The sequence below is a fragment of the Paraburkholderia sp. JPY419 genome, assembly GCF_050435705.1.
Taxonomy (GTDB): Bacteria; Pseudomonadota; Gammaproteobacteria; order Burkholderiales; family Burkholderiaceae; genus Paraburkholderia; species Paraburkholderia youngii.
Genome location: NZ_JBNDKV010000001.1, coordinates 209,708 through 229,285, shown reverse-complemented (window position 1 = coordinate 229,285; position 19,578 = coordinate 209,708). Strand labels below are relative to the sequence as shown.

Annotated in this window: 16 protein-coding genes and 2 pseudogenes; 11 read left to right on the top strand and 7 right to left on the bottom strand. The window is 57.1% G+C overall.

The genetic code is table 11. From position 1 onward, the window contains the following. Positions 1–633 precede the first annotated feature (633 nt). Positions 634–822, top strand: a complete 189-nt coding sequence (locus tag QFZ91_RS01080; protein WP_429565922.1) for an MbcA/ParS/Xre antitoxin family protein — start codon at positions 634–636, stop codon at positions 820–822. A gap of 178 nt (positions 823–1,000) precedes the next feature. Here QFZ91_RS01080 and QFZ91_RS01075 read toward each other — a convergent pair whose 3' ends face one another. Continuing rightward, positions 1,001–1,960 carry a LysR substrate-binding domain-containing protein gene (locus tag QFZ91_RS01075; protein ID WP_429565921.1) on the bottom strand — a complete coding sequence of 320 codons (960 nt, stop codon included), beginning with the start codon at positions 1,958–1,960 and terminating at the stop codon, positions 1,001–1,003. 80 nt (positions 1,961–2,040) lie between these two features. Here QFZ91_RS01075 and QFZ91_RS01070 point away from each other — a divergent pair, with 80 nt between their 5' ends. Continuing rightward, positions 2,041–2,439, top strand: a complete 399-nt coding sequence (locus tag QFZ91_RS01070; protein ID WP_429565920.1) for a nuclear transport factor 2 family protein — start codon at positions 2,041–2,043, stop codon at positions 2,437–2,439. 250 nt (positions 2,440–2,689) lie between these two features. Further along, positions 2,690–3,315: pseudogene (locus tag QFZ91_RS01065) on the top strand (tyrosine-type recombinase/integrase). A 101-nt stretch (positions 3,316–3,416) separates the two neighbouring features. On the opposite strand, the pseudogene QFZ91_RS01060 reads toward QFZ91_RS01065, so the two are convergent. After that, positions 3,417–4,524 (bottom strand): annotated as a pseudogene (locus QFZ91_RS01060) (IS30 family transposase). 241 nt (positions 4,525–4,765) lie between these two features. Between QFZ91_RS01060 and QFZ91_RS01055 the strand changes: the two are divergent. The 5 genes from QFZ91_RS01055 (at position 4,766) to QFZ91_RS01035 (ending at position 8,939) form a co-directional block, all read left to right on the top strand. After that, a complete protein-coding gene (locus tag QFZ91_RS01055) occupies positions 4,766–5,770 on the top strand; it encodes a dienelactone hydrolase family protein (protein ID WP_429565919.1) in 1,005 nt (334 codons plus the stop codon). Positions 5,771–6,171: 401 nt separating this feature from the next. Next, positions 6,172–7,155, top strand: coding sequence for an ABC transporter substrate-binding protein (locus tag QFZ91_RS01050; protein ID WP_429565918.1), 984 nt, complete (start codon positions 6,172–6,174; stop codon positions 7,153–7,155). 747 nt (positions 7,156–7,902) lie between these two features. Next, a complete protein-coding gene (locus QFZ91_RS01045; protein WP_429565917.1) occupies positions 7,903–8,103 on the top strand; it encodes a DUF2905 domain-containing protein in 201 nt (66 codons plus the stop codon). A 138-nt stretch (positions 8,104–8,241) separates the two neighbouring features. After that, complete coding sequence (locus tag QFZ91_RS01040) at positions 8,242–8,586, top strand: response regulator (RefSeq protein ID WP_429565916.1); 345 nt, start codon at positions 8,242–8,244, stop codon at positions 8,584–8,586. Between the two features lie 20 nt (positions 8,587–8,606). Beyond that, the gene (locus QFZ91_RS01035) at positions 8,607–8,939 is read left to right on the top strand and encodes a response regulator transcription factor (protein WP_429565915.1); all 333 of its coding nucleotides are present in this window, start codon (positions 8,607–8,609) and stop codon (positions 8,937–8,939) included. A gap of 21 nt (positions 8,940–8,960) precedes the next feature. Here the strand turns inward: QFZ91_RS01035 and QFZ91_RS01030 are convergent, their stop codons facing one another. Next, complete coding sequence (locus QFZ91_RS01030) at positions 8,961–11,087, bottom strand: ATP-binding response regulator (protein ID WP_429565914.1); 2,127 nt, start codon at positions 11,085–11,087, stop codon at positions 8,961–8,963. Between the two features lie 235 nt (positions 11,088–11,322). Then, positions 11,323–13,266, bottom strand: coding sequence for an ATP-binding response regulator (locus QFZ91_RS01025; RefSeq protein ID WP_429565913.1), 1,944 nt, complete (start codon positions 13,264–13,266; stop codon positions 11,323–11,325). Positions 13,267–14,269: 1,003 nt separating this feature from the next. Between QFZ91_RS01025 and QFZ91_RS01020 the strand changes: the two genes are divergently transcribed. Both QFZ91_RS01020 and QFZ91_RS01015 read left to right on the top strand, forming a co-directional pair. Next, positions 14,270–14,527, top strand: a complete 258-nt coding sequence (locus QFZ91_RS01020) for a hypothetical protein (RefSeq protein ID WP_429565912.1) — start codon at positions 14,270–14,272, stop codon at positions 14,525–14,527. A gap of 256 nt (positions 14,528–14,783) precedes the next feature. Then, entirely contained in the window at positions 14,784–15,350 is a 567-nt protein-coding gene (locus tag QFZ91_RS01015; RefSeq protein ID WP_429565911.1) for a hypothetical protein, read from the top strand. 241 nt (positions 15,351–15,591) lie between these two features. Here the strand turns inward: QFZ91_RS01015 and QFZ91_RS01010 are convergent, their stop codons facing one another. Further along, positions 15,592–15,873 (bottom strand): hypothetical protein, encoded by a 282-nt coding sequence (locus QFZ91_RS01010; protein WP_429565910.1) that lies wholly within the window; start codon positions 15,871–15,873, stop codon positions 15,592–15,594. 308 nt (positions 15,874–16,181) lie between these two features. Then, positions 16,182–16,391: a hypothetical protein gene (locus tag QFZ91_RS01005; protein WP_429565909.1), complete on the bottom strand. Its 210-nt coding sequence runs from the start codon at positions 16,389–16,391 to the stop codon at positions 16,182–16,184. An 804-nt stretch (positions 16,392–17,195) separates the two neighbouring features. On the opposite strand from QFZ91_RS01005, the gene QFZ91_RS01000 reads away from it, so the two are divergent. Continuing rightward, positions 17,196–18,331, top strand: a protein-coding gene (locus QFZ91_RS01000; RefSeq protein ID WP_429566626.1) for an IS3 family transposase whose coding sequence is annotated in 2 segments (ribosomal slippage) — positions 17,196–17,460 and positions 17,460–18,331 — 1,137 coding nt in all. Because the reading frame shifts where the segments join, the coding sequence is not laid out codon by codon here. Positions 18,332–18,455: 124 nt separating this feature from the next. Here the strand turns inward: QFZ91_RS01000 and QFZ91_RS00995 are convergent. After that, positions 18,456–19,121, bottom strand: coding sequence for a site-specific integrase (locus QFZ91_RS00995; RefSeq protein WP_429565908.1), 666 nt, complete (start codon positions 19,119–19,121; stop codon positions 18,456–18,458). Positions 19,122–19,578 lie beyond the last annotated feature (457 nt).

Below are 19,578 nucleotides of genomic sequence, written 5' to 3'. Positions count from 1 at the left end.
CGGTTGCCGACAGCTACAGCGGTGCGGCTCGGCTTACTGCCGCGTGGGTGGCCACGTAGAGCTACATGTAAGGTGACAACATGAGCTTGGAAACCGGTTTGTGATACCTCCTCGTCGCATTGAGATCTGAGCGCCGTCGGGCAACGACGTCCTTGTGGAGGTGACGACAATGAGTGGTACGAGAAGGTGTCGCTTGCCTGAGGCGGCGGCTTTGGTTCGGTGTTCGTGACGGCAACGAGTTGAGCCTGGACTTGTGCCAGCACTGCGTCAAGGAGACCCTTGGCGAGTGGATCAAGGTCGTAGACCCGGAGCTCGGCTCGCGCGAAGAATTTGACGAGCCCAAGGCAAGCAACGAATTCGTCGGAACGCATCGATTGCCCCTGTCGCCAGAGGCGTTCGGAGCGTTCCGCGTAGCCCTGAACGCGCCGCGGTGCCTAACGAGCGACTGGTTCGCCTGATGAGGAGCTGTTTCCCGGCCTGGGAACAAAAGAATGGAGTGTCGGTGTCGCGAGAGGACAGCGAGACGGCGCACCTGTTGCGCTCGCCCGCTAACGCGGAGCGTCTTGAGCGATCCATCACGGCACTGGCTGGCGCCGTGAGATTGCCAGTCACCTGGCGCGCCGGCTCGCGCAGGTGCTGAGGCTCGTGTGGCAATCCGACAGGGACGCCGCTGCGTGGCTCACGACCGAGCATCCTGAGCTGGGTGGACGCACGCCGCTCGAGGCAGCGAGGTCAGAATCGGGCGCGCGGCGTGTCGAGCAGATCCTCCTCCGGATTTTTTTGGCATCCCCGGCTAAGTTGTCGTCATCCCATTTTCAGTAACTTTCTGGAGCCTCCCGTCATCGGACCGGGTTCGGCCATGAACTGACGTTTGCCCGGCGCTTCGCTCGGACAGTCAAAAGGCCGCTACGCATCGACAAACGTGCATTCGATGACGCCCTTTTTACTGCTGTTTCTTCGCTCTGTTGGCGCCGGTGGAGTTGAGCGACTTGGCGCGCGCTTATCGGCCCGGTATCGACGGGTCCTCTTGCGCGAGCTGCGTCAAGACGTCAGCGAGTGTGCGAATCTTGATTTGTCCGGCTCGTTGCGAGGGAAAGACGAGGAAGTAGCCCAGACCGTTTTGCGCAACCTCATTGAACGGCATGACGAGTGCCCCCGCCTCGAGGCGTTCCTTCGCCATCCGAGGGTCGCCAATAGCAACGCCAAGTCCCTGTGCGGCGGCGGTGAGCGTTAATTCGAGGGTATCAAAGACGAGCCCACCTTCGGTGTCGACGTGGGTCGCTCCGACACGATCGAGCCAGCATCGCCACTCGCCGCGGTCCTGTCCCGGATGGAGCAAATTGACGCGAACAAGGTCCGCTACGGATTTCAGCGACGCGGCCAGTTCGCTCGTACACATCGGCGTCAGGCGCTCCTGAAACAACGGTATCGCGTTCATACCCGTCCAATGTCCGGCTCCACGCACAACGATGGCGTCGACGTCGGGCGTAGTGAAATTGGGCGCATCGTCTGCCGATGTATAGATGCGCAACTCTGTCCCGGGCAGCGCGAGATTGATCACTGACAGCCGCGGCAGCAACCACCGAATCGCAAATGTGGACGGTAGCCGCACGGTGAGAACAGACGCGGACTGTGCAAGAACGTCTGCGTGTCGAACCAGTTGTGTGAGCAGGTTCACGGCCACCGTCAACAGAGCATGTCCTTCTGCTGTCAGCGTCAGCCCTGAGACGTGGCGCACGAACAGCGCACATCGATAGTGGGCTTCCAGCTGCTGGACCTGGCGGCTCACCGCACCCTGCGTTCGACACAGATGATCAGCGGCCTTGCTGATACTGCCAAGTTCTGCCGCAGCGACGAACGCCTGGTACGCAGACAGTGGAGGCAAAGCGCGCGTGAGGTCTGCCAGAGGATATGCACGATTCGCATACCCGGTTTGCGAATTTTTCGATTGTTCGGTCATCGCTGCGTCGCTATCGTGGCTGCGTCAGATCGGCTGCCTTAGTGCGGGCAGATCTTTCAACAAACCTTCGGAGAACGATTGTGGATTCATCATCGGGAGCACTATACACGCGGCAGATTCGCACCTACCTGAGCGAACTGGAGCGCGGCGATGTCGCTGCAATCTGCGCCTTGTTCGCCGCGGACGCACAGATATTCTCGCCTTTTCTCGGCTGGATGCACCCCGCGCCCTTCTTTTCAAAGGTTGATGCAGCATCGGGAGACAGCCGGATCACACTCATCGATATCTGCGTCAGCACGACGGGTGCCCGACGCGCGACCGGTTATTTCGTCTACGACTGGGGGCTGAAAGACGGCTCTGCGGTGAAATTTGAGTGTGTTGACGTATTCGAGTTCGACGAAAGCGGCCGCATCAAGCAGATGATCATCGTTTACGACACGCATCCTGTTCGCAACACAGTTGGCGACAAATACGCGTAGCGGCGGCGGGACGGATCTTTGCCGCGCATGGAGTCGTTAAATGACGCGCCCGTCGTAATCTCCGCTAGCAAAGCCAGCGTCGTCGCTGGAGCCACCGGGATGCGTCCATGGACATTGAAGGAGGAATGTCCGCTTCACTTCCAGATGCGCCAATGATGTTCGTCACGCCGACGGTCCGCTCCGGGTCGGGTTATGCCCGGCGGCGCCTGGGTGCAGACTGATTCTCCAGTCCTTCGAAAGGAGAATCGTCATGGAAGCCACCATCAACCCGGGCGTCGGCGGTGTACCGTGGAACAAGGACAAGCTGACGGGGCAGAAGCCGCCACTGAAGCTGAGGGAGATTTGGGGAATCCGTATCCGCCTGCAGCTTGCTGGAAGAGCGCGCGAGCTCGCGCTGTTCAACCTCGCGATCGACAGCAAGTTGAGAGCGTGCGATCTAACGAAATTGCGAGTGAGGGATATCTGTCTTGGCTCACGTGTGGCACCAAGGGCGACCGTAATGCAGCAGAAGACCAGCGGCCGGTCCAGTTTGAAATCACTGAACAGACCCGGGAGAGCGCCGCTGCGTGGATTCGAGAGGCGGGACTGTCGTCGAGTGACTATCTCTTCCCAAGCCGCATTCACGGCTCAGCCCATCTTTCGACGCGCCAATACGCACGCCTTGTCCATCGCTGGATACGGTCGATCGGGCTCGACGAAACAGCTTACGGAAAGCATTCAATGCGTCGAACGAAAGCGTCGATGATTTACCGGCGCACAAAGAACCTGCGGGCGATACAGTTGCTGCTCGGCCACGCAAAACTGGTGAGTACCGTTCGCTACCTTGGCATTGAGGTCGACGACGCTCTCGAGATGGCCGAACAGACAGAGGTTTGAACGACAGGCGGCCGGACGGCACTCGGGCGCTGTCCGGCCACTACCGGCCACTCGCCAGCACGTTCGGATGGACGCTCAAAGATCCGCTTTACTTTGCGGATTCAACCGGTCGACGCAACGGTTTGATGAAATCGTTCGGCCGGTGTGTCGAAGTTTAGTGTTTTTCGGGGACGCTCATTGAGCCGCCTTGCCACGGCATTGAGCCTGGCCTGTGAATAGGAAGCGAGATCGATACCTTTCGGGAAGTATTGCCTCAGAAGCCCATTCGTGTTTTCGTTCGAGCCACGTTGCCAGGGATGCTGCGGATCGCAGAAGTAGACTTTGATGTCGGTCGCCACGGTGAAGCGCTTGTGGCCAGCCATTTCTTTGCCCCGATCCCAGGTCAGGGATTTGTACAGCTCCTGAGGCAGCTTGCCCGCATGCTTTATCAGAGCGTTGACGACGGTCTCTGTATCCTTGCTGGCGATCTTCACCAGCATGACGTAGCGGGTCTGGCGCTCGACGAGAGTAGCAATCTGGCTGTTCGCGCTGCCAAACAGCAAATCGCCTTCCCAATGTCCCGGTATCGCACGGTCTTCAGCTGTCGCGGGGCGTTCGCTGATCGATACGGTGTCGCAGATTCTGCCGTGGTCGTCCGTCTTCATGGTGTGATGACGTGAACGACGCATTGCTCGCGTTCGTCGCAAATGCTCCAGCAATTCCTTTTTTAGCGCACCGCGGGCCTGTATATAAAGGCTCCGGTAGATCGTCTCGTGCGACACCTGATAGTCCTTGTTGACCGCGTAAGAGTGCTTGAGCCAGCCGGCAATCTGTTCGGGCGACCACTGCAACTGGAGTTTATCCGCCACGACGCGGGCGAGCTCCAGATTCCTGACGAGCTTGCATTCCTTCGGGCGACGGGCACGATCCCAGGCAAGCGCATCGGCGTGGTTTGCCCGATAGCCTGGAGATCCGCTATTTCGCCGGATTTCCCTGCTGATGGTTGACGGTGCCCGTCCAAGCCTGCTGGCCACCGAACGGATCGAGTCCCCGGCTACCCAGTGAGCGTGAAATCTCCTCGCGCTCGGCCAACGTCAACGCCAGTCTGGAACGACGTCGTAGTGCCGGCCGTATTCCACCTGTCTGCGCCAGGATTCCCTGGTGTTGCGTCGACCGGTTGAATCCGCATTTTAGTGAACGGCCATCTCCAGTTGAACATGCTCGCCACACCCCTCGGCCCGGATAGTCACGCTGCGCGGTCCGACCACGCCGAAGATGTCGGTTTGCCTGTCACAGCCTGTTGCTGTCGAACCCTGTTAGCGGCGACCGGTGGACGTTGACCAACAACTGCTCAGTAACTGAGACGGCCGTACGACAAGAGCAGTTTGGCGGTCAGGGATCCTCTGTCTAGAATACCTGGGAGCCGACGCTGCGAACTTTCGCGCGATGTGAAGTTGAAGAAGGGGGCGCCATGAAGGCGGCAATTACTGGCTTCGTTGCCCAATTTGCTTTCCTATTTGCGCTCGCGTGTCTGTCGAGAGCCGGACTGGCGCAAGTGGTTCGGACCGAGGTCATTCCGGTCCCGTCTGTCACGATGACGGATCAGGAATTCCTGAACGGTCTCGAGGACGGGCGACCGGTCACGATCGCGGGCGAACTTCGACTTCCCAAGGCCGGGGTCGAGCGACTACCGCTAGTGCTCCTGCTGCACGGTTCAGGCGGAATTGGCAGTTCGGTGACCGACTGGGAGCAGGATCTACTCGCAATGGGCGTCGCCACTTTCGTCTTGGATAGCTTCTCCGGACGCGGCATCATCAACACAAACAACGATCAGGCTCAGTTGCCTCGTCTGGCGCAAGCCGAGGACGCCTACCGCGCGCTCGCAATTCTTTCGAAACACCCCAGGATCGACCCGGCAAGGATCATGGTCATGGGATTTTCGCGAGGCGGTCAAAATGCACTCTATGCAAGCTTGAAGCGGTTCCAACGATTGCATGCCTCACCCGGGACAGAATTCGCGGCCTATGTTGCGTTCTATCCAGACTGCACCTACACGTATCGTGAAGATAACGAGCTGGTTGTGAAACCAGTAAGAATATTCCAGGGCAGCGCAGACGACTACAACCCAGTTGCTCCATGCCGCGCATACGTAGAACGACTAACGGCAAAAGGTAACGATGTTCAGTTGACCGAGTACCCAAGGGCCAATCATGTCTTCGACTCGGTTGCTCTCAGGCAGCCGGTTCAGCTTCCGCAGGCACAAACGACTAGAAATTGCAGGACGATCGAGCTGGAGAATGGGCTGCTGGTCAACGCCCGGACGAGGGAGCCCTTTACATACAATGACCCTTGTGTCGAGCGCGGGGTGACGACGGCGTACGACGAACAGGCGGCAAGGGAGGCGAAGCAAGCTGTTCACGAGATAGTGATGACAGTGCTAAAGCCCAGCGTTGCCGCTTCAACGGCCCACCCGTGATATTGGGGCACGCCCCGGTCTGGGATGCGGCGGCGGCTTCCTTTAAAGGGATGACTGTTGTACCGCTCAAAGCTGTCGCACAGAAAGCGCCAAAGCGCCGAGTTCTACATCCCTAGCGGGGTCGACTAGAGCCGACCGCATCGGGCGGCAGTCGGCCAGCTAGAGACATTCGACCGGACGTACAGGCGGACGTTCGAACGTCGGCTCTTCTTCGGCTACGGGCGCTCGCCAGTCGAGTCGGGCGCGCCGCACATGCGCTTGCGCTGGACTTCGGGTTCGGGCGAAGATGCGTCGAGACCGGACATTGACTCAAGCTCGGTTTGGCCCAGCCGACGAACACGCGTTCGGTTTCTATCGGGGCCAGCGACGGCGGTTCTTAAAACAAATGGCATGCAATCCGAATGATGGTGCTGGCGATGTCTATCTTGGCTCGAAGCTGTCGTGTGATCGCGCTCGTCACCGCGCTCTCCGTTAGTCAAGGCACGGCTCAGAACATTCCGATGATGGCCTGGGTCGCCAACGTTAACGCAAGTCCAGATCGGCTCGCCATCTTCAAGAAAGAGCTTACGGTTCTTGGCTATGGCGAGGGCCGCAACATCAACATCGAATACCGAACTGCTACATTGGATGACGACTATGCACCAATCATGGCCGGGCTAGTCGCCTCCAAGGTCGACATTATCGTCGCAACCAACGCGCCTGCTGCTGTCGCGGCACGGAAGGCGACACACTCCATTCCGATCGTGATGGCCGCCGTGAACGATCCTGTCGGCCTGGGCTTGGTCAAGAGCCTGGAACGCCCCGGCACGAATGTGACGGGTACCACTATGTATGCTCCGCATTTGATCGGTGAACGGCTGCGAACGTTGCGGAAAGTCGTTCCGGGCTTGCACAGACTGGCGATGCTTACGAATGGCAACAACGCAAGTAATCAGGCTCAGTTTGCGATCCTGTACGCAGAGGCGCAGGCGGTCGGAATCGCGGTGCTGCAGCTTGACGTTCGTGCGCCGTCGGACGTCGAACCGGCGTTCCGGAACGCGGCAAAATTTGGTGCGGACGGGCTCCTGAATGCCGTTGATAGCTTCATCAACTCGCAACGTTTTGCGATAGCGACCCTCGCGGAGCAGTATAAGTTGCCATGCGTCTACACCGATCGTGAATATGTGCTGGCCGGAGGTCTCATGGCGATTGGTCCCGGTCATCAAGAAGGGTTCCGTGGCGCCGCCGACTATGTCGACAAGATTCTGCGGGGCGCGAACCCGGCAGAATTGCCCATCGCGCTGACGAAGTCAGTTGCATTCAGCGTAAGTCGTAAAGCTCTCGATCAAAGCGGCCTCAGATTGCCGAATGATGTCCGGGACCGTGTCAATGACTGGTTGGACTAAGGCGCAGTTCTGTATATGGCGTCACCAGACGGTAGGTCTACTTTCGAAAATCGTCGCCGCTCAACTGAACGGCGTTGGGTGTAGAGCCGTCGGTCACACGCTACTGGATGTCTAATTATGGGATCACCCGATCGGCTCACGAGCGACCGCCCGCCGACCACGCGGTGATTCCGCCGGTACTGACCGCAATGGTGCGAAAGCCGTCGGCGAACGGGTCGATTACCCAGAGTCAGGCCAGTACGGTACGAGATGCTCTGTAGCGCGGACGGCTTCGAGCGCATGCCCTTCAGGCTGCGAATGCATTGTGCCGCACCGCTTCCACCGCATCGGCCCTATGTGGATGGCTCAGTGCGGCAAAACGAGTTCTGGAAACATCCTAATCTTGCGGGCGCTTCCTTTCGATCTGGTGAACGACAAGCTGATTGGTTATGGAGAAATCAAACTTACGTTCGAGGTCGAGCAAGACGTCATCCTTGCACGGCTTAAGCCGCCTCACGAACTCACGGGTCTAAGCCTCCGCAGAGGCCGATGACTTGTCCTCCTAGCGACGGCACGGAATGACCGTTCCACTCCGATACCTACCCTTAGGACAGAGACTGCTCGACCGGCTGCAACGGGTCGTCAAGAGTCTGTCGTGCCGCAAGGGATCAGATAGTCGTCGGAGGGTGCGCCCGCGCAGCGGCTCTGGCAGGCGCGGCTGGGTGGGCCTATGATGACCGCATCGGCTACCGTGCGTGACCGCGCCCCATGAACCGTTTCCTAATCGTTGTTGGCATTCTTTGCATTCTTGTCGGCCTCGGATGGCATTGGCTCGCCCGCATCCCGTTCGGCCGGCTGCCGGGCGACGTTCATATCGTTCAAGATGGATTCAATTTCTACTTCCCGATCGTCACGTGCGTCGTGATTTCGGCTGTGGTCTCCGTGCTGTTGTGGTTGTTGCGGCGTTGAGCGCGGTACGCGTCGGAGCTCGCTACGAATTTCGACGGTCGGAGAATGCCAGTGTTCAAGTTAGCTATCAAGCGGTGCCGCGCACCGACATAGCCCGCGATCGATTGTTTTCTCTGAGATATTGAGGGGGAAGCGGCCATGAAAATTCTATGGGTCGATGACCACGAAATTCTTTGCGTTGCTCTTTCCGAATATGTCCAAACACACGCATCGGAGTTGAGCGTAGCCCCAATCGAAGTCACACCCGTATTCACGCTTGCCAGCGCGCTTGAAGAATTAAGCAAGGCACCTCCCCCAGACCTCGTATTCCTGGATCTCAATCTGGACGGTGAGAACCGTGGCGTCACGACACTTGAACATTTCCAGGCTGGCAATCCATGCAATGTTCCCGTGGTCATCTGCACGGGACTCGCTCCTGGAAACGATGATGAAGTTGAAATCTTGCGGATGTGCGTGACTACGCTGCTCGAGGAATCATTTTGAAGGGAGGCGAGCACAAAAAAATGTTCATTGGACTGAGCAGGATTTTAGAAGGTGAACTCTGGATTCCGGAAGAGGTCTTGATGCGTTTTGCCTGCCCGACACAAGCGCCATCGGTTATCCGGAATCAGCATCATCTTGGACTCTCCCCACGAGAGTGGGACGTGGCGCGTCGCATTGCAGGTGGCCTCTCAGGAAAACAGATCGCAAGAGAGCTTAATGTCTCCGAGGGACATGTCCGACAGGTTTCCTGTGTTATTTACAACAAACTTCAGGTCGGAAACCGCGTTGAAGCTGCACTTAAAGTCAGTGCAGAGCTGGCCGGTCGAAGTGGGCCAGCTAGGGGACTGCCGTGAAGATCTCGGTGACCCGACGCCTTACGTTCCACCGCCATCACTTGCACACCCGCCTTCGATCGATGTTTTTGGCTTATGTTTTGCCAGCAAGGTCAATAAGGTCTGTTCCGAGACCGGTTTCGACAAAAGTTTCATGCCACTGGCGGCTACTTTTTTGAGCACAGCCGACGACGTGTCCCCCGACCACAGGACCGCAGGGATCGAAGCGTCGGTAGCAGCGCGGACTGCCGCAATCGCGGCAATACCGTCCTCGTTTTTCAGCCGGTAGTCAGAAAGGATGAAGTGCGGACCACTTGCCAAAGCTTCGATACGCAGCTGCTCGATGACGTCGGATGATGATTCTCCCGCCACGACGTAGCAACCATGCTCGATCAGGCGCATCGATATTTCGATTCTCAGGTCGCTATTATCCTCGATGATCGCCACTACCATATCGGTCAAGTCCACGTCGCAGTTTTCAACCGCTTGAACCTCGAACAACCCTGGCGGTATGCGTCCTGCGAAGGGGACAGTAACCGAAAAGCGCGATCCCCGCCCTGGTGTCGAGTCCACGTCCAGTTCGTGACCAAGAAGGTTCGCGAGACCCTGAACGATGGCCAGGCCCAGACCGAATCCCTTTTCGCGATCCCTCTCGGGATTATCGACCTGTACGTAGCTTTTGAAGATATCCCGCTGTCTATCTTCAGGGATACCGATCCCGTTGTCCCAGACGCTTATCTTTACGAGGTTGCCACGCCTTTGACAACCCACCAGAATATGCCCCTTCTTTCCTCCCTGTTCGGAAGGCGTGTAGCGGACCGCATTGCTCACCATGTTCCGGACGATCCGGTCCAACGCATGCCGATCCGTATAGGTCAGATAGGGCCGGCTATGGACTTTTAACTTCAGCCCCTTCACCCGGGCCAGTGGCTGCATATCGGCAACTATGCCGTGCAAAAGGGAGGGCAGCACCACCTCCTGAATTTCTACGCTCCAAGTGCCGGACTCGAGGCGGCAGATATCCAGTGTGCCGTTAATCATCCCTTCCATCGCATCCACTTGCCTTTGCGCGATCGAGACGTCTTCGGCCAGCCTGGTTGATTCAATGTTCCGCTCGATATAGTTCAACTTCAAGCCGAGCGTTGTGAGTGGCTGGCGTAAATCATGGCTTATCGCGGCGATAAGCTGGTTCTTCTCCGCCTTTGCCGCTTCCGCCCGCGATCGCGCCTCCTTGAGAATAAGCTCTTTTACACATGCGCGCTTCTGGTTATGACAAAGCACCCATGCGATGAAACAATAGCCAATCAGTTGAGCCGTAAGCAACTCAAGCACAGCTGGCCGTTTAAGTAACAGGGTTTCTGCCAGGCTAAATCCGAATGGAATAGTGCCGAGCACGAGTGAACCTAAGGTTGCACGAAGACTCGGAGCGAGCAGCAGCACGGTAAATACATGGCAGATCAGCGTCAGCCTCAGGAAGAAGACCCTGCGAAAAATAATATGACTATCAGCGACCCAGGGCGGGAGAATGGGTGGCAGTGACTCTATCCCAAAGCTACCGGCGGCCCACCACAACGATGTCAGTATGACCAACGCAGCCCATGCCCAGTGCATCAGCTCAACCGCGTTGACGCCAGCGTGCTTTGGAAACGCCATTGTCTTTTTCAGTAAATATATTGCCATGGGAGCGGCTATCCCCCACAGTCCGAAGGTCCAGACGACACGGAACAAGAGATAGACGTCCGACGTCTTGATCCAATATCCAAATTTCAAGACGATCAGGCTTGTGAACAGCATTAACGCCATCCAATATACCGCTCGACGCGACAGGGATTCCAATAACTCGCGGTTGACAAGGAGATTCTGCTCGGTACTGAGTGCCGCAACCGGTTCCCGAACAAGATTCACAAATTGAACGAATGTGCGGCGCTCGATTTTGTGAGCCGTTTTGCCTGCGCTCAGTGACGGTCTGACCCCGGGCTTTTCGTCCGCGGCGCAATCACCTCGTGTTCGAGTACAGGACGCCATAGAAGGCCTCCGAGCATCAGCTCCAGCATGCGCTCCATTGTGCAACCGGTCCGCCAGCAAGTCGACGGACAGGCGTTCCGGTACATGCCGAACAAAAGTTCGTGGTGCACGCCAGGCGAACCACGCTCTTGCGACTTCCATCATTGCAGCAGACGATCCGGTCCCGTCCGGATGCACTCCAGATGGCACCCCGCCCGGCTTGCCTGGAGCGCCAACTTGATTACCTGCACCTCCTGTTCGTTGTGGCCATGCACATCGAACCTTCGTCGGTACCTGCACCAGGGAAGATCAGGAAGCGCTGGCCGGCATAAGGGGACCAGATAGGGCACTGTCGTGAAGAATTCTGCTCACTCACCACTCTATGTTCCTGCCATCACCTTCACCTGCCTTCGGTCGATGTCTTTTTTGGCCTATGTTTTGCCAGCAAGGTCAGTAAGGTCTGTTCCGAGACCGGTTTCGACAAAAGTTTCATGCCACTGGCGGCTACTTTTTTGAGCACAGCCGACGACGTGTCCCCCGACCACAGGACCGCAGGGATCGAAGCGTCGGTAGCAGCGCGGACTGCCGCAATCGCGGCAATACCGTCCTCGTTTTTCAGCCGGTAGTCAGAAAGGATGAAGTGCGGACCACTTGCCAAAGCTTCGATACGCAGCTGCTCGATGACGTCGGATGATGATTCTCCCGCCACGACGTAGCAGCCATGCTCGATCAGGCGCATCGATATTTCGGTTCTCAGGTCGCTATTGTCCTCGATGATTGCCACTACCATATCGGTCAAGTCCACGTCGCCGTTTTCAACCGTGTGAACCTCGAACAACCCTGGCGGTATGCGTCCTGCGAAGGGGACAGTAACCGAAAAGCGCGATCCCCGCCCTGGTGTCGAGTCCACGTCCAGTTCATGACCAAGAAGGTTCGCGAGACCCTGAACGATGGACAGACCCAGACCGAATCCCTTTTCGCGATCCCTCTCGGGATTATCGACCTGTACGTAGCTTTTGAAGATATCCCGCTGTCTATCTTCAGGGATACCGATCCCGTTGTCCCAGACGCTTATCTTTACGAGGTTGCCACGCCTTTGACAACCCACCAGAATATGCCCCTTCTTTCCTCCCTGTTCGGAAGGCGTGTAGCGGACCGCATTGCTCACCATGTTCCGGACGATCCGGTCCAACGCATGCCGATCCGTATGGGTCAGATAGGGCCGGCTATGGACTTTTAACTTTAGCCCCTTCACCTGGGCCAGTGGCTGCATATCGGCAACTATGCCGTGCAAAAGGGAGGGCAGCACCACCTCCTGAATTTCTACGCTCCAAGTGCCGGACTCGAGGCGGCAGATATCCAGTGTGCCGTTAATCATTCCTTCCATCGCATCCACTTGCCTTTGCGCGATCGAGACGTCTTCGGCCAGCCTGGTTGATTCAATGTTCCGCTCGATATAGTTCAACTTCAAGCCGAGCGTTGTGAGTGGCTGGCGTATATCATGGCTTATCGCGGCGATAAATTGGTTCTTCTCCGCCGTTGCCGCTTCGGCCTGCGATCGCGCCTCCTCGAGAATAAGCTCTTTTACGCATGCGCGCTTCTGATTGTAACAAAGCACCCACGCGATGAGACAATAGCCAATTAGCTGACCAATATACCAGTCAAACATTCCTGGCCGTTTAATTAACAGAATCTCTCCCACGCTAAACCCGAATGCGATAGCGCCGAGCACGAGTGAACCTAAAGTTGCACGAAGACTAGGTGCGAGCAGCAGCACAGTAAAGGTATCGCTGATTAGCGTCAGTTCCAGGAAGCCATACCTGCCGGAACCAACACCACTATACTGGAATTGGGGGGGGATTAATCCAAAGCTACCGGCGGCCCACCACAACGATGTCAGCATGATCAATGCAGCCCATGCCCAGTGCATCCGCTCGACCGCGTTGTCGCCAGCGTGCTTTGGCAGCGCCATGGTCCTTGTCAGTAAATATAATGCCGTGGGAGCGGCCAAGCCCCACAGTCCGAAGATCCAGGCGGTACGGAACAAAAGATAAACATGTGGCGTCCTGAGCCAATATCCATGTTTGAGCTCGAACAAGCTTCCGAACAACACTAACGCCATCCAATATACCGCTCGACGCGACAGTGATTCCAATAACTCGCGTTTGACAAGGAGATTCTGCTCGGTACTGAGTGCCGCAACCGGTTCCCGAACAAGATTCAAAAGTTCAACGAATCTGCGGCGCCCGATTTCGTGAGCAGTTTTGCCTGCGCTCAGTGATGTGCTGACCCCGGTCTTTTCGTCCGCGGCAGAAACACCTTGTGTTTGATTGCAGGACGCCACCGTAGGCCTCCCAAGATCTGCCGCAGCATGCGTTCCATTGTGCTACCGGGCCCCCAGCAAGTCGATGGACAAATGTTCCGTTACCTCCCGAACAAATGTTCATGGTCCCCGCAGGGTCAACCCCCTTGAGATTTGTGGCGGCTGTGCCGGGGAGCTGGGTAGAAGACGGTCAGAGCTGACACAATCGAGGGTAAGTTTGGGGCCGGTGCGCGGCGCCACGCAGTACCAGCAACTTGTCCTGGCCTCGAGCACGGCTCGCCCATCGCGCGACATTCGGCACTCGCAGCGTTTTTGTCGCGTCGACCTTTATCCGTTACCGGCGTGTGCCTGTAGTCCTAGGAAGTAACTGTAACGAATAGTCGCAAAGCGACACCGAACATTTGTTCGCCCATTAACGAGCATTTGATACCGAACACCAAATAATCGATATAGCTACAACTGACAAGGTTACACGGCGGAATAATGCAGCATAATTCCACACAACGAGGGCGTAATTCACCGCGCGATAATTCGAATTTTTCTCTTCTGGCATGCCTATTACGAGTACCACACTATTATCGAACGGTGGGGAACACGCAGTGCATACACGCGCACTGCCGGTTTTCCGAACAATCGCGGGTTAATCGAGGCGCGCCTGGTGGCTGGCGTCGGTTCCGCACGTTTGTCTGCCCGGCCCAGCCGATTGGCGACCACTGGTACGAAGACTTCCCACTCCCCACCCCAACCAATTTGATGGCTTCTGACCATGCCGCCGCCATCCAGGCGTCTGCGGCCCTACACGGACAAGGAGGTTGTGATGAGGCTCAGACGGTTTGTGCTCGCCGTGCTCGTGGGAGCAGGCGTTCTGATCGGTGGCGTCGTTTCGGCTTTTGCCTACCAGCCCCTGCCGATTGACGACCACTGGAACGAACCTCCCGACCGATGTGATTTCTTCTTGTCCCCCGGCCAACTTAAGAATCCTTGACAGCAAGGTTCGGACCGAAACATTTTGGGAGTACGTGACATGAAAACGCTTCGTATCGCGGCGACCTGCGCGGTCGTCCTCATCGTTGGTCATGCATCAGCGCAAGAAGACAAAACTGTTCCCCAAGATATAACACCTCCCGCCGCACAGGACGTCGGCGGCACGCCGCAGATGTCCGGTACCGCCTCGGGTTCTCCAATGAGGATCACACATCAGCAGGTCTACGACGAGATGGTCCGTGCCGAGAAATCCGGAGAAATGGCCAGGCTGCAAGGGGATCTGTACCACGGTAACTGATGCCGAGGGCACGTGTACGCAGCGGGGAGGCCAGTGCGATTGCCGTCATGGCAAACCCGTGCCCTCGGGTTGATGGTGGCATCGCGCGCGACGAAACCTCAATCAACGGGAAGCAGTGTCTGCCGACACCGGGAGCAATAGCCGCCTGGCGGAGCATTCACTATCACAACGTTGATCCCTGCAACGGCAGTGAGGCCACGAAACGGACGCAGAGGCCCTTTAACACTTTCGTTATTCCGATTTAGGGAACAAGGAGATGAACATGTCTGACTGTTTCTTCAATAAGGGAGTGGCAGCCGCGATTGCATTGCTGTCACTGAGCACCCTGGCCCACGCTGGGGATCACGACGGGTGCACAATCGCGACTCTGAAAGGCGCATACGGCGGCGAACTTCACGCGGAGCAGCTGGGAATCCTCACAGGGGCCGCACCAAATCAGGTACTCCATCGCTATGTCCCTCCCGTTCTTATCGACAACGTTTCCTTGGCGACATTTGACGGCGCCGGAACAGGCACGCAGGAGGACTTTACTGTACTCAACGGGGTAGCGGCCGGCGATTCTTTCGCTAAGGAAACTCTCTCCTACACTCTGAATGCGGATTGTACCGGTGAGCTGCGCGTCGCTTTTCCGAACGGCAATACGCTGACGCAAAAATTCGTCGTCGCCGACAACGGTAAGGAATTTTTCAGTGTCACGAGCACTCAGCATGTCGCGAGTGGCGGGGCTCCCGCGCACGATGGGACCCCTTGCGACCAGGGTTGCGACGTAGCCATCCAGGCAAGTCGTCATTCTGTCAGAGTCAGTCAGGACCGCGGTCACTGATTTCTCCTTTTATCAGGCTGTCGCAGCGTTTGCCGTTAACTCGCTGACCTCTCAGCGGCCCCGTAAGCGCTCGGCTGCTGGGTCTATTGAGCCAACGCGGGGTCGTTTCACTTTGCGCGCCAAAACAACCTGAGCTTGACCACTACACCACATGACAGACCCCGGCCCGAGAGAGTCGCCTAGCTGCGGTACTCTCCGGCTATTAGATATGCCATAGAAAAATGCCGGCAAAGATACGCGCTCAGATCCTGTAGCCAGCAGCGTTCATTAAATTTATAAGATTTGGAATTTCGCGCGGAGTTTTAAATTTTCGCTCGAGCGCCCGGCGGACTGGCGTTTTTTTATCGGAATTTTCAATTCCGTACTTGTACGTGTCGAGCGTCACTGTCAAACAATAGTTGTAAACCGCCTTAGCCGCCATGTTGAATGCCGCTTCCCGCATTTGCCTCAATGCAAAGATCTCATCCTTTATGCTATAAAGGTCGATCGTGGATCGCTTTCGCAAGGCCAGCAGTTGTTCCATATCCACATCAGCGCCCTTTGAGGTCCCAATGTAGGGTCCCAATAATTCTTTGTAGGAGCGGTGGGAAAGCAGGACAAATGACAGGTAATATATATATTGCAGATAGTATTGGCCAATTCTCGCGGGAGATCGCTCAAATCCCCATAAAGTCCTTGAACCATTTCGGCTGCGGATTTCAGTGCCGCTTGACTTAGATTGTTCATATCAAGCTCCTCGAATTTTATGTTAATTATCGACTAGGTCACGTAGCTTCTCCAGATGCAGCGGACCCTGCATTAGCGGGAACGTCGGGCGCCCGCGGCCTTCGTTCAAATTTGGGAAAGCCCGATCTCAAACGCTTCTTGGGCATATTTCTGATGCTGGAATTTCTCTCGCTCAATGGCTGCCAGTATCTCGTACCGAGAAAAACTCACCTCGTTATTTTTCTGAGACATTGCGTAGTGCATGCCTAGCCCACAATATCCCTCGAGCGTGCCTTCCATCCGTTGCCCCGGGAAACTCGCGAGCAAATCGCGCATAGAGTTCAGCGATTGAATAACCCGCCACGCAAGTTGCCAATAATAAGGTGCGCAGGACAAATCCGGTTTTATTCATTTTATCCCCGATAAATGCTTGAGAAGATCACGAGCGATTTCTTCTGAATCGTTACGTTTGCCGGACAAAATCTCTCGTCCAGCGGGATTTTTCTGAGAAAGAATCACGCAAGCTATAGGCCACCTCGTATCTGTCGGCCACGCGTCGCGCTATATGAACCCTTGGAGGTCGATCGCCCCTGACGAAAGAGCAAGAAATGTTTCACTATCGAATCATATTTGACAGACGGAGAACGTTTGCGCGCGGACTTCCGAAACGATCAAGGAGTCGTCGAGCTCGATCGGCGTGCACGACGGAGAAAAGTGCTTTCGCTCTTTTCATCTGCAAAAAGCGTTGCAAATCTGATTCGTTTCGCACCGCTTACAGGCTTCGGTGTAATGGACGTGGAGCTGACAACTAAGATCAGGGGCATTCGCTGGCGGATGGCTGTTGACGCTTGGAATCGGCCAGTGAAGTGACGCAGGGCCGAGTGGCCGGATCGGGTCGGCTGCGGAAGTTCGCCCATCAGGGCGACGCGCCCTGCATCTTCTGCCCATGGATTTCCGCGTTCGGCAATAAGCGGTCCGTGGCACGAACTTTCACGCGGACATTCGAACGGCGGCCTCGGCCAGACAACGGCCGCCGGCGCGACCACATCGAACAGAGGTGGCCGCGCAAATTCGGACAGTCGGGCAAGTGGAACGCTCGGGGCTTGAGCCAGGCATAATGCCGGCAAAGGAACCTTGAAGATGACGAAGAGAACCCGACGGACGCACTCAGCCGCGTTCAAAGCGAAAGTGGCGATGGCGGCGGTCAAGGGTGAGCGGACGCTAGCTGAACTGGCGCAGCAGTTTGATGTGCACCCGAACCAGATCACCGAATGGAAGCGGCAGTTGCAGGAACGTGCCGCCGACGTGTTTGGCGCAGGCGGCACGGCGTCGAGCGAGCCGCAAGTCGATTTGAAGGAGCTACATGCGAAGATCGGCCAGCTCACGCTGGAGAACGATTTTTTAAGCGGCGCGCTCAACAAAGCGGGATTGCTGAGCGCAAAGCGATGATCGATCGTACGCATGCATTGCCGGTCTCGCAGCAGGCGCGACTCGTTGGTATCGCAAGATCGAGCGTGTATTACCGGGCGCAACCGGTGAGCGAGGCAGACCAGTTGCTGATGCGCCGGATCGATGAACTGCACATGGAGTTTCCGTTTGCCGGAGCGCGGAGGCTGGCGCGACTGCTGCGTCGCGAGGGACACGAAATTGGCCGCAGGCGCGTGCGCACGCTGATGAAGCGCATGGGTGTCGAGGCGCTGTACTGCAAGCCGAACACGAGCCGACGCAATGCGCAGCACAAGATCTGGCCGTATCTGCTGCGGGGCATGACGATCAATCGGGCAAACCAGGTCTGGGCACTGGATACGAGTTATATCCCGATGGCGCGCGGCTTCGTGTATCTGACCGCCGTGGTGGACTGGGCCAGCCGGAAGGTACTGGCCCACCGCGTAGCGATCACGATGGAGGCGATACACGCTGTCGAGGCGTTGGAAGAAGCGTTCGCGAAGTACGGGCAACCGGAGATCGTCAATACAGACCAGGGCAGCCAGTTCACCGCGACAGGGTTCACCGAGGCCGCGCTTAGCCGGGGCATCAGCTTGTCCATGGACGGCAAAGGTGCCTGGCGAGACAACGTCTTCGTCGAGCGCGTGTGGCGAAGCGTGAAATATGAAGAGGTGTATCTGAAAGCCTATGAATCGGTCGGCCACGCCCGGCGCTCAATCGGCAATTACATCAATCTGTACAACCAGAGACGACCTCATTCGAGTCTGGAAGACCGCACGCCGGATGAGGCATACTTCGCGACGCTGTCTGCAATCAAATTGGCAGCATGACCGCCCCGGACATTCCACTTAAAAATCTCAGAAGACTGTCCGAACAAGTGAGGCCACCTCTCACGATGCGTTCGTGTCCGGGCGCAGAGATGCATCGTCGCTTTAGCGAAGGGATACCGAAAGGCTAACGAGGCACATCCACGCCTGTAAGCAAGGCATCCAGGTCGTCTCGCGCTGCCTGCAATTCTTGGGCCGCAACCGTCAGCCGAGCTATGTGCGGCGCGGCCGGTGTTCCTTCTTGCGACTTTCGGAAATGAGCTTTTAAGGCGAGCGACGCGGACTGCGCCTCCTGTGCAGCAATTGCCAATCGCTCGACCGCCTTTGCTTCTGCAACAAGGTTCTTCGCGGTTGATGGGGCGCTGCGGGCGGTTGACCGGACAAACTCGTGACCGAGGAACTCCTGCACTTCCGCCAGCGAGTACCGACCACACGTCAGTGCGCTTCGTACAAAGGTATTGCGCAAGACGCCCGCGCCGCCTCGCTGCGCTTCTACGTTGGCGTCTTTGAGCCAGCCGGATACTCGCCGATACAGCGCTGATGGACAAAGAGCGTTGCCTTTGCGCGTGGCGGGGCAAAGCAGCGGACCGGGGATAGAAAGACTTACGCGCTCCATAAGCCACTGATCCAGCCATTCTCTCCATGGCCCGTCCGGAAGCACGCGCGTGGTGTGTGCGCGATGCGGACCTTCCGGTACAACTCGCACGACGTAACGACGTTCATCGAAGCAACTCACTGGCAGTTGGATCAATTCGTTCGCCCGCAAGCCGGCGCCAAGAAGAAGTGCGGCCATCGCTCGGTCACGCCCTCCCTTCCATCCTTCTCACGCAGCCTGCTAGTCAACGCGTCGCGCTCAGCCCCTTCCAGCCATGCCGGAGGCGGGACGTCGGGCGGGCTCTCCTTGGCGATTTCGAGCGAAAGCGGATTTGTTTGTATCAGTCGGCATGACAAGAGATACCGGTATACCTTGTCTAGCAGTTGGCGGTAACGACGACGCGAAACTGGTTCAAGGACGTGCGTGTCGAAGAACCCGGTGGCGTCCATGGGCGTCGCCTCCAACACGTTTAGTCGGCGGTCCGCCAAATGCCGGACCCAAATTGCAAAAATTGAGGTGTATGCCTCCTGCGACGATTTGCGGAACTGCCGTTCAGGGGCGCGCTGACCATCGAGCCAAGAAACAAATGTTTTCTCTGGCTCCTGAACCCAGTTGGCAAGCCTATCCTCTTGGCGCAATCGATATGCACTTTTTA

What these genes read in the sequence shown, in the direction of transcription:
- QFZ91_RS01030 (WP_429565914.1), bottom strand. Translation starts at nt 11,087, where the DNA reads ATGATGGAAGTCGCAAGAGCGTGGTTCGCCTGGCGTGCACCACGAACT.
- QFZ91_RS01005 (WP_429565909.1), bottom strand. Translation starts at nt 16,391, where the DNA reads ATGCGCGATTTGCTCGCGAGTTTCCCGGGGCAACGGATGGAAGGCACG.
- QFZ91_RS01020 (WP_429565912.1), top strand. Translation starts at nt 14,270, where the DNA reads ATGAAAACGCTTCGTATCGCGGCGACCTGCGCGGTCGTCCTCATCGTT.
- QFZ91_RS01045 (WP_429565917.1), top strand. Translation starts at nt 7,903, where the DNA reads ATGAACCGTTTCCTAATCGTTGTTGGCATTCTTTGCATTCTTGTCGGC.
- QFZ91_RS01015 (WP_429565911.1), top strand. Translation starts at nt 14,784, where the DNA reads ATGAACATGTCTGACTGTTTCTTCAATAAGGGAGTGGCAGCCGCGATT.
- QFZ91_RS01035 (WP_429565915.1), top strand. Translation starts at nt 8,607, where the DNA reads ATGTTCATTGGACTGAGCAGGATTTTAGAAGGTGAACTCTGGATTCCG.
- QFZ91_RS01050 (WP_429565918.1), top strand. Translation starts at nt 6,172, where the DNA reads ATGATGGTGCTGGCGATGTCTATCTTGGCTCGAAGCTGTCGTGTGATC.
- QFZ91_RS01010 (WP_429565910.1), bottom strand. Translation starts at nt 15,873, where the DNA reads ATGGAACAACTGCTGGCCTTGCGAAAGCGATCCACGATCGACCTTTAT.
- QFZ91_RS01055 (WP_429565919.1), top strand. Translation starts at nt 4,766, where the DNA reads ATGAAGGCGGCAATTACTGGCTTCGTTGCCCAATTTGCTTTCCTATTT.
- QFZ91_RS00995 (WP_429565908.1), bottom strand. Translation starts at nt 19,121, where the DNA reads ATGGCCGCACTTCTTCTTGGCGCCGGCTTGCGGGCGAACGAATTGATC.
- QFZ91_RS01040 (WP_429565916.1), top strand. Translation starts at nt 8,242, where the DNA reads ATGAAAATTCTATGGGTCGATGACCACGAAATTCTTTGCGTTGCTCTT.
- QFZ91_RS01075 (WP_429565921.1), bottom strand. Translation starts at nt 1,960, where the DNA reads ATGACCGAACAATCGAAAAATTCGCAAACCGGGTATGCGAATCGTGCA.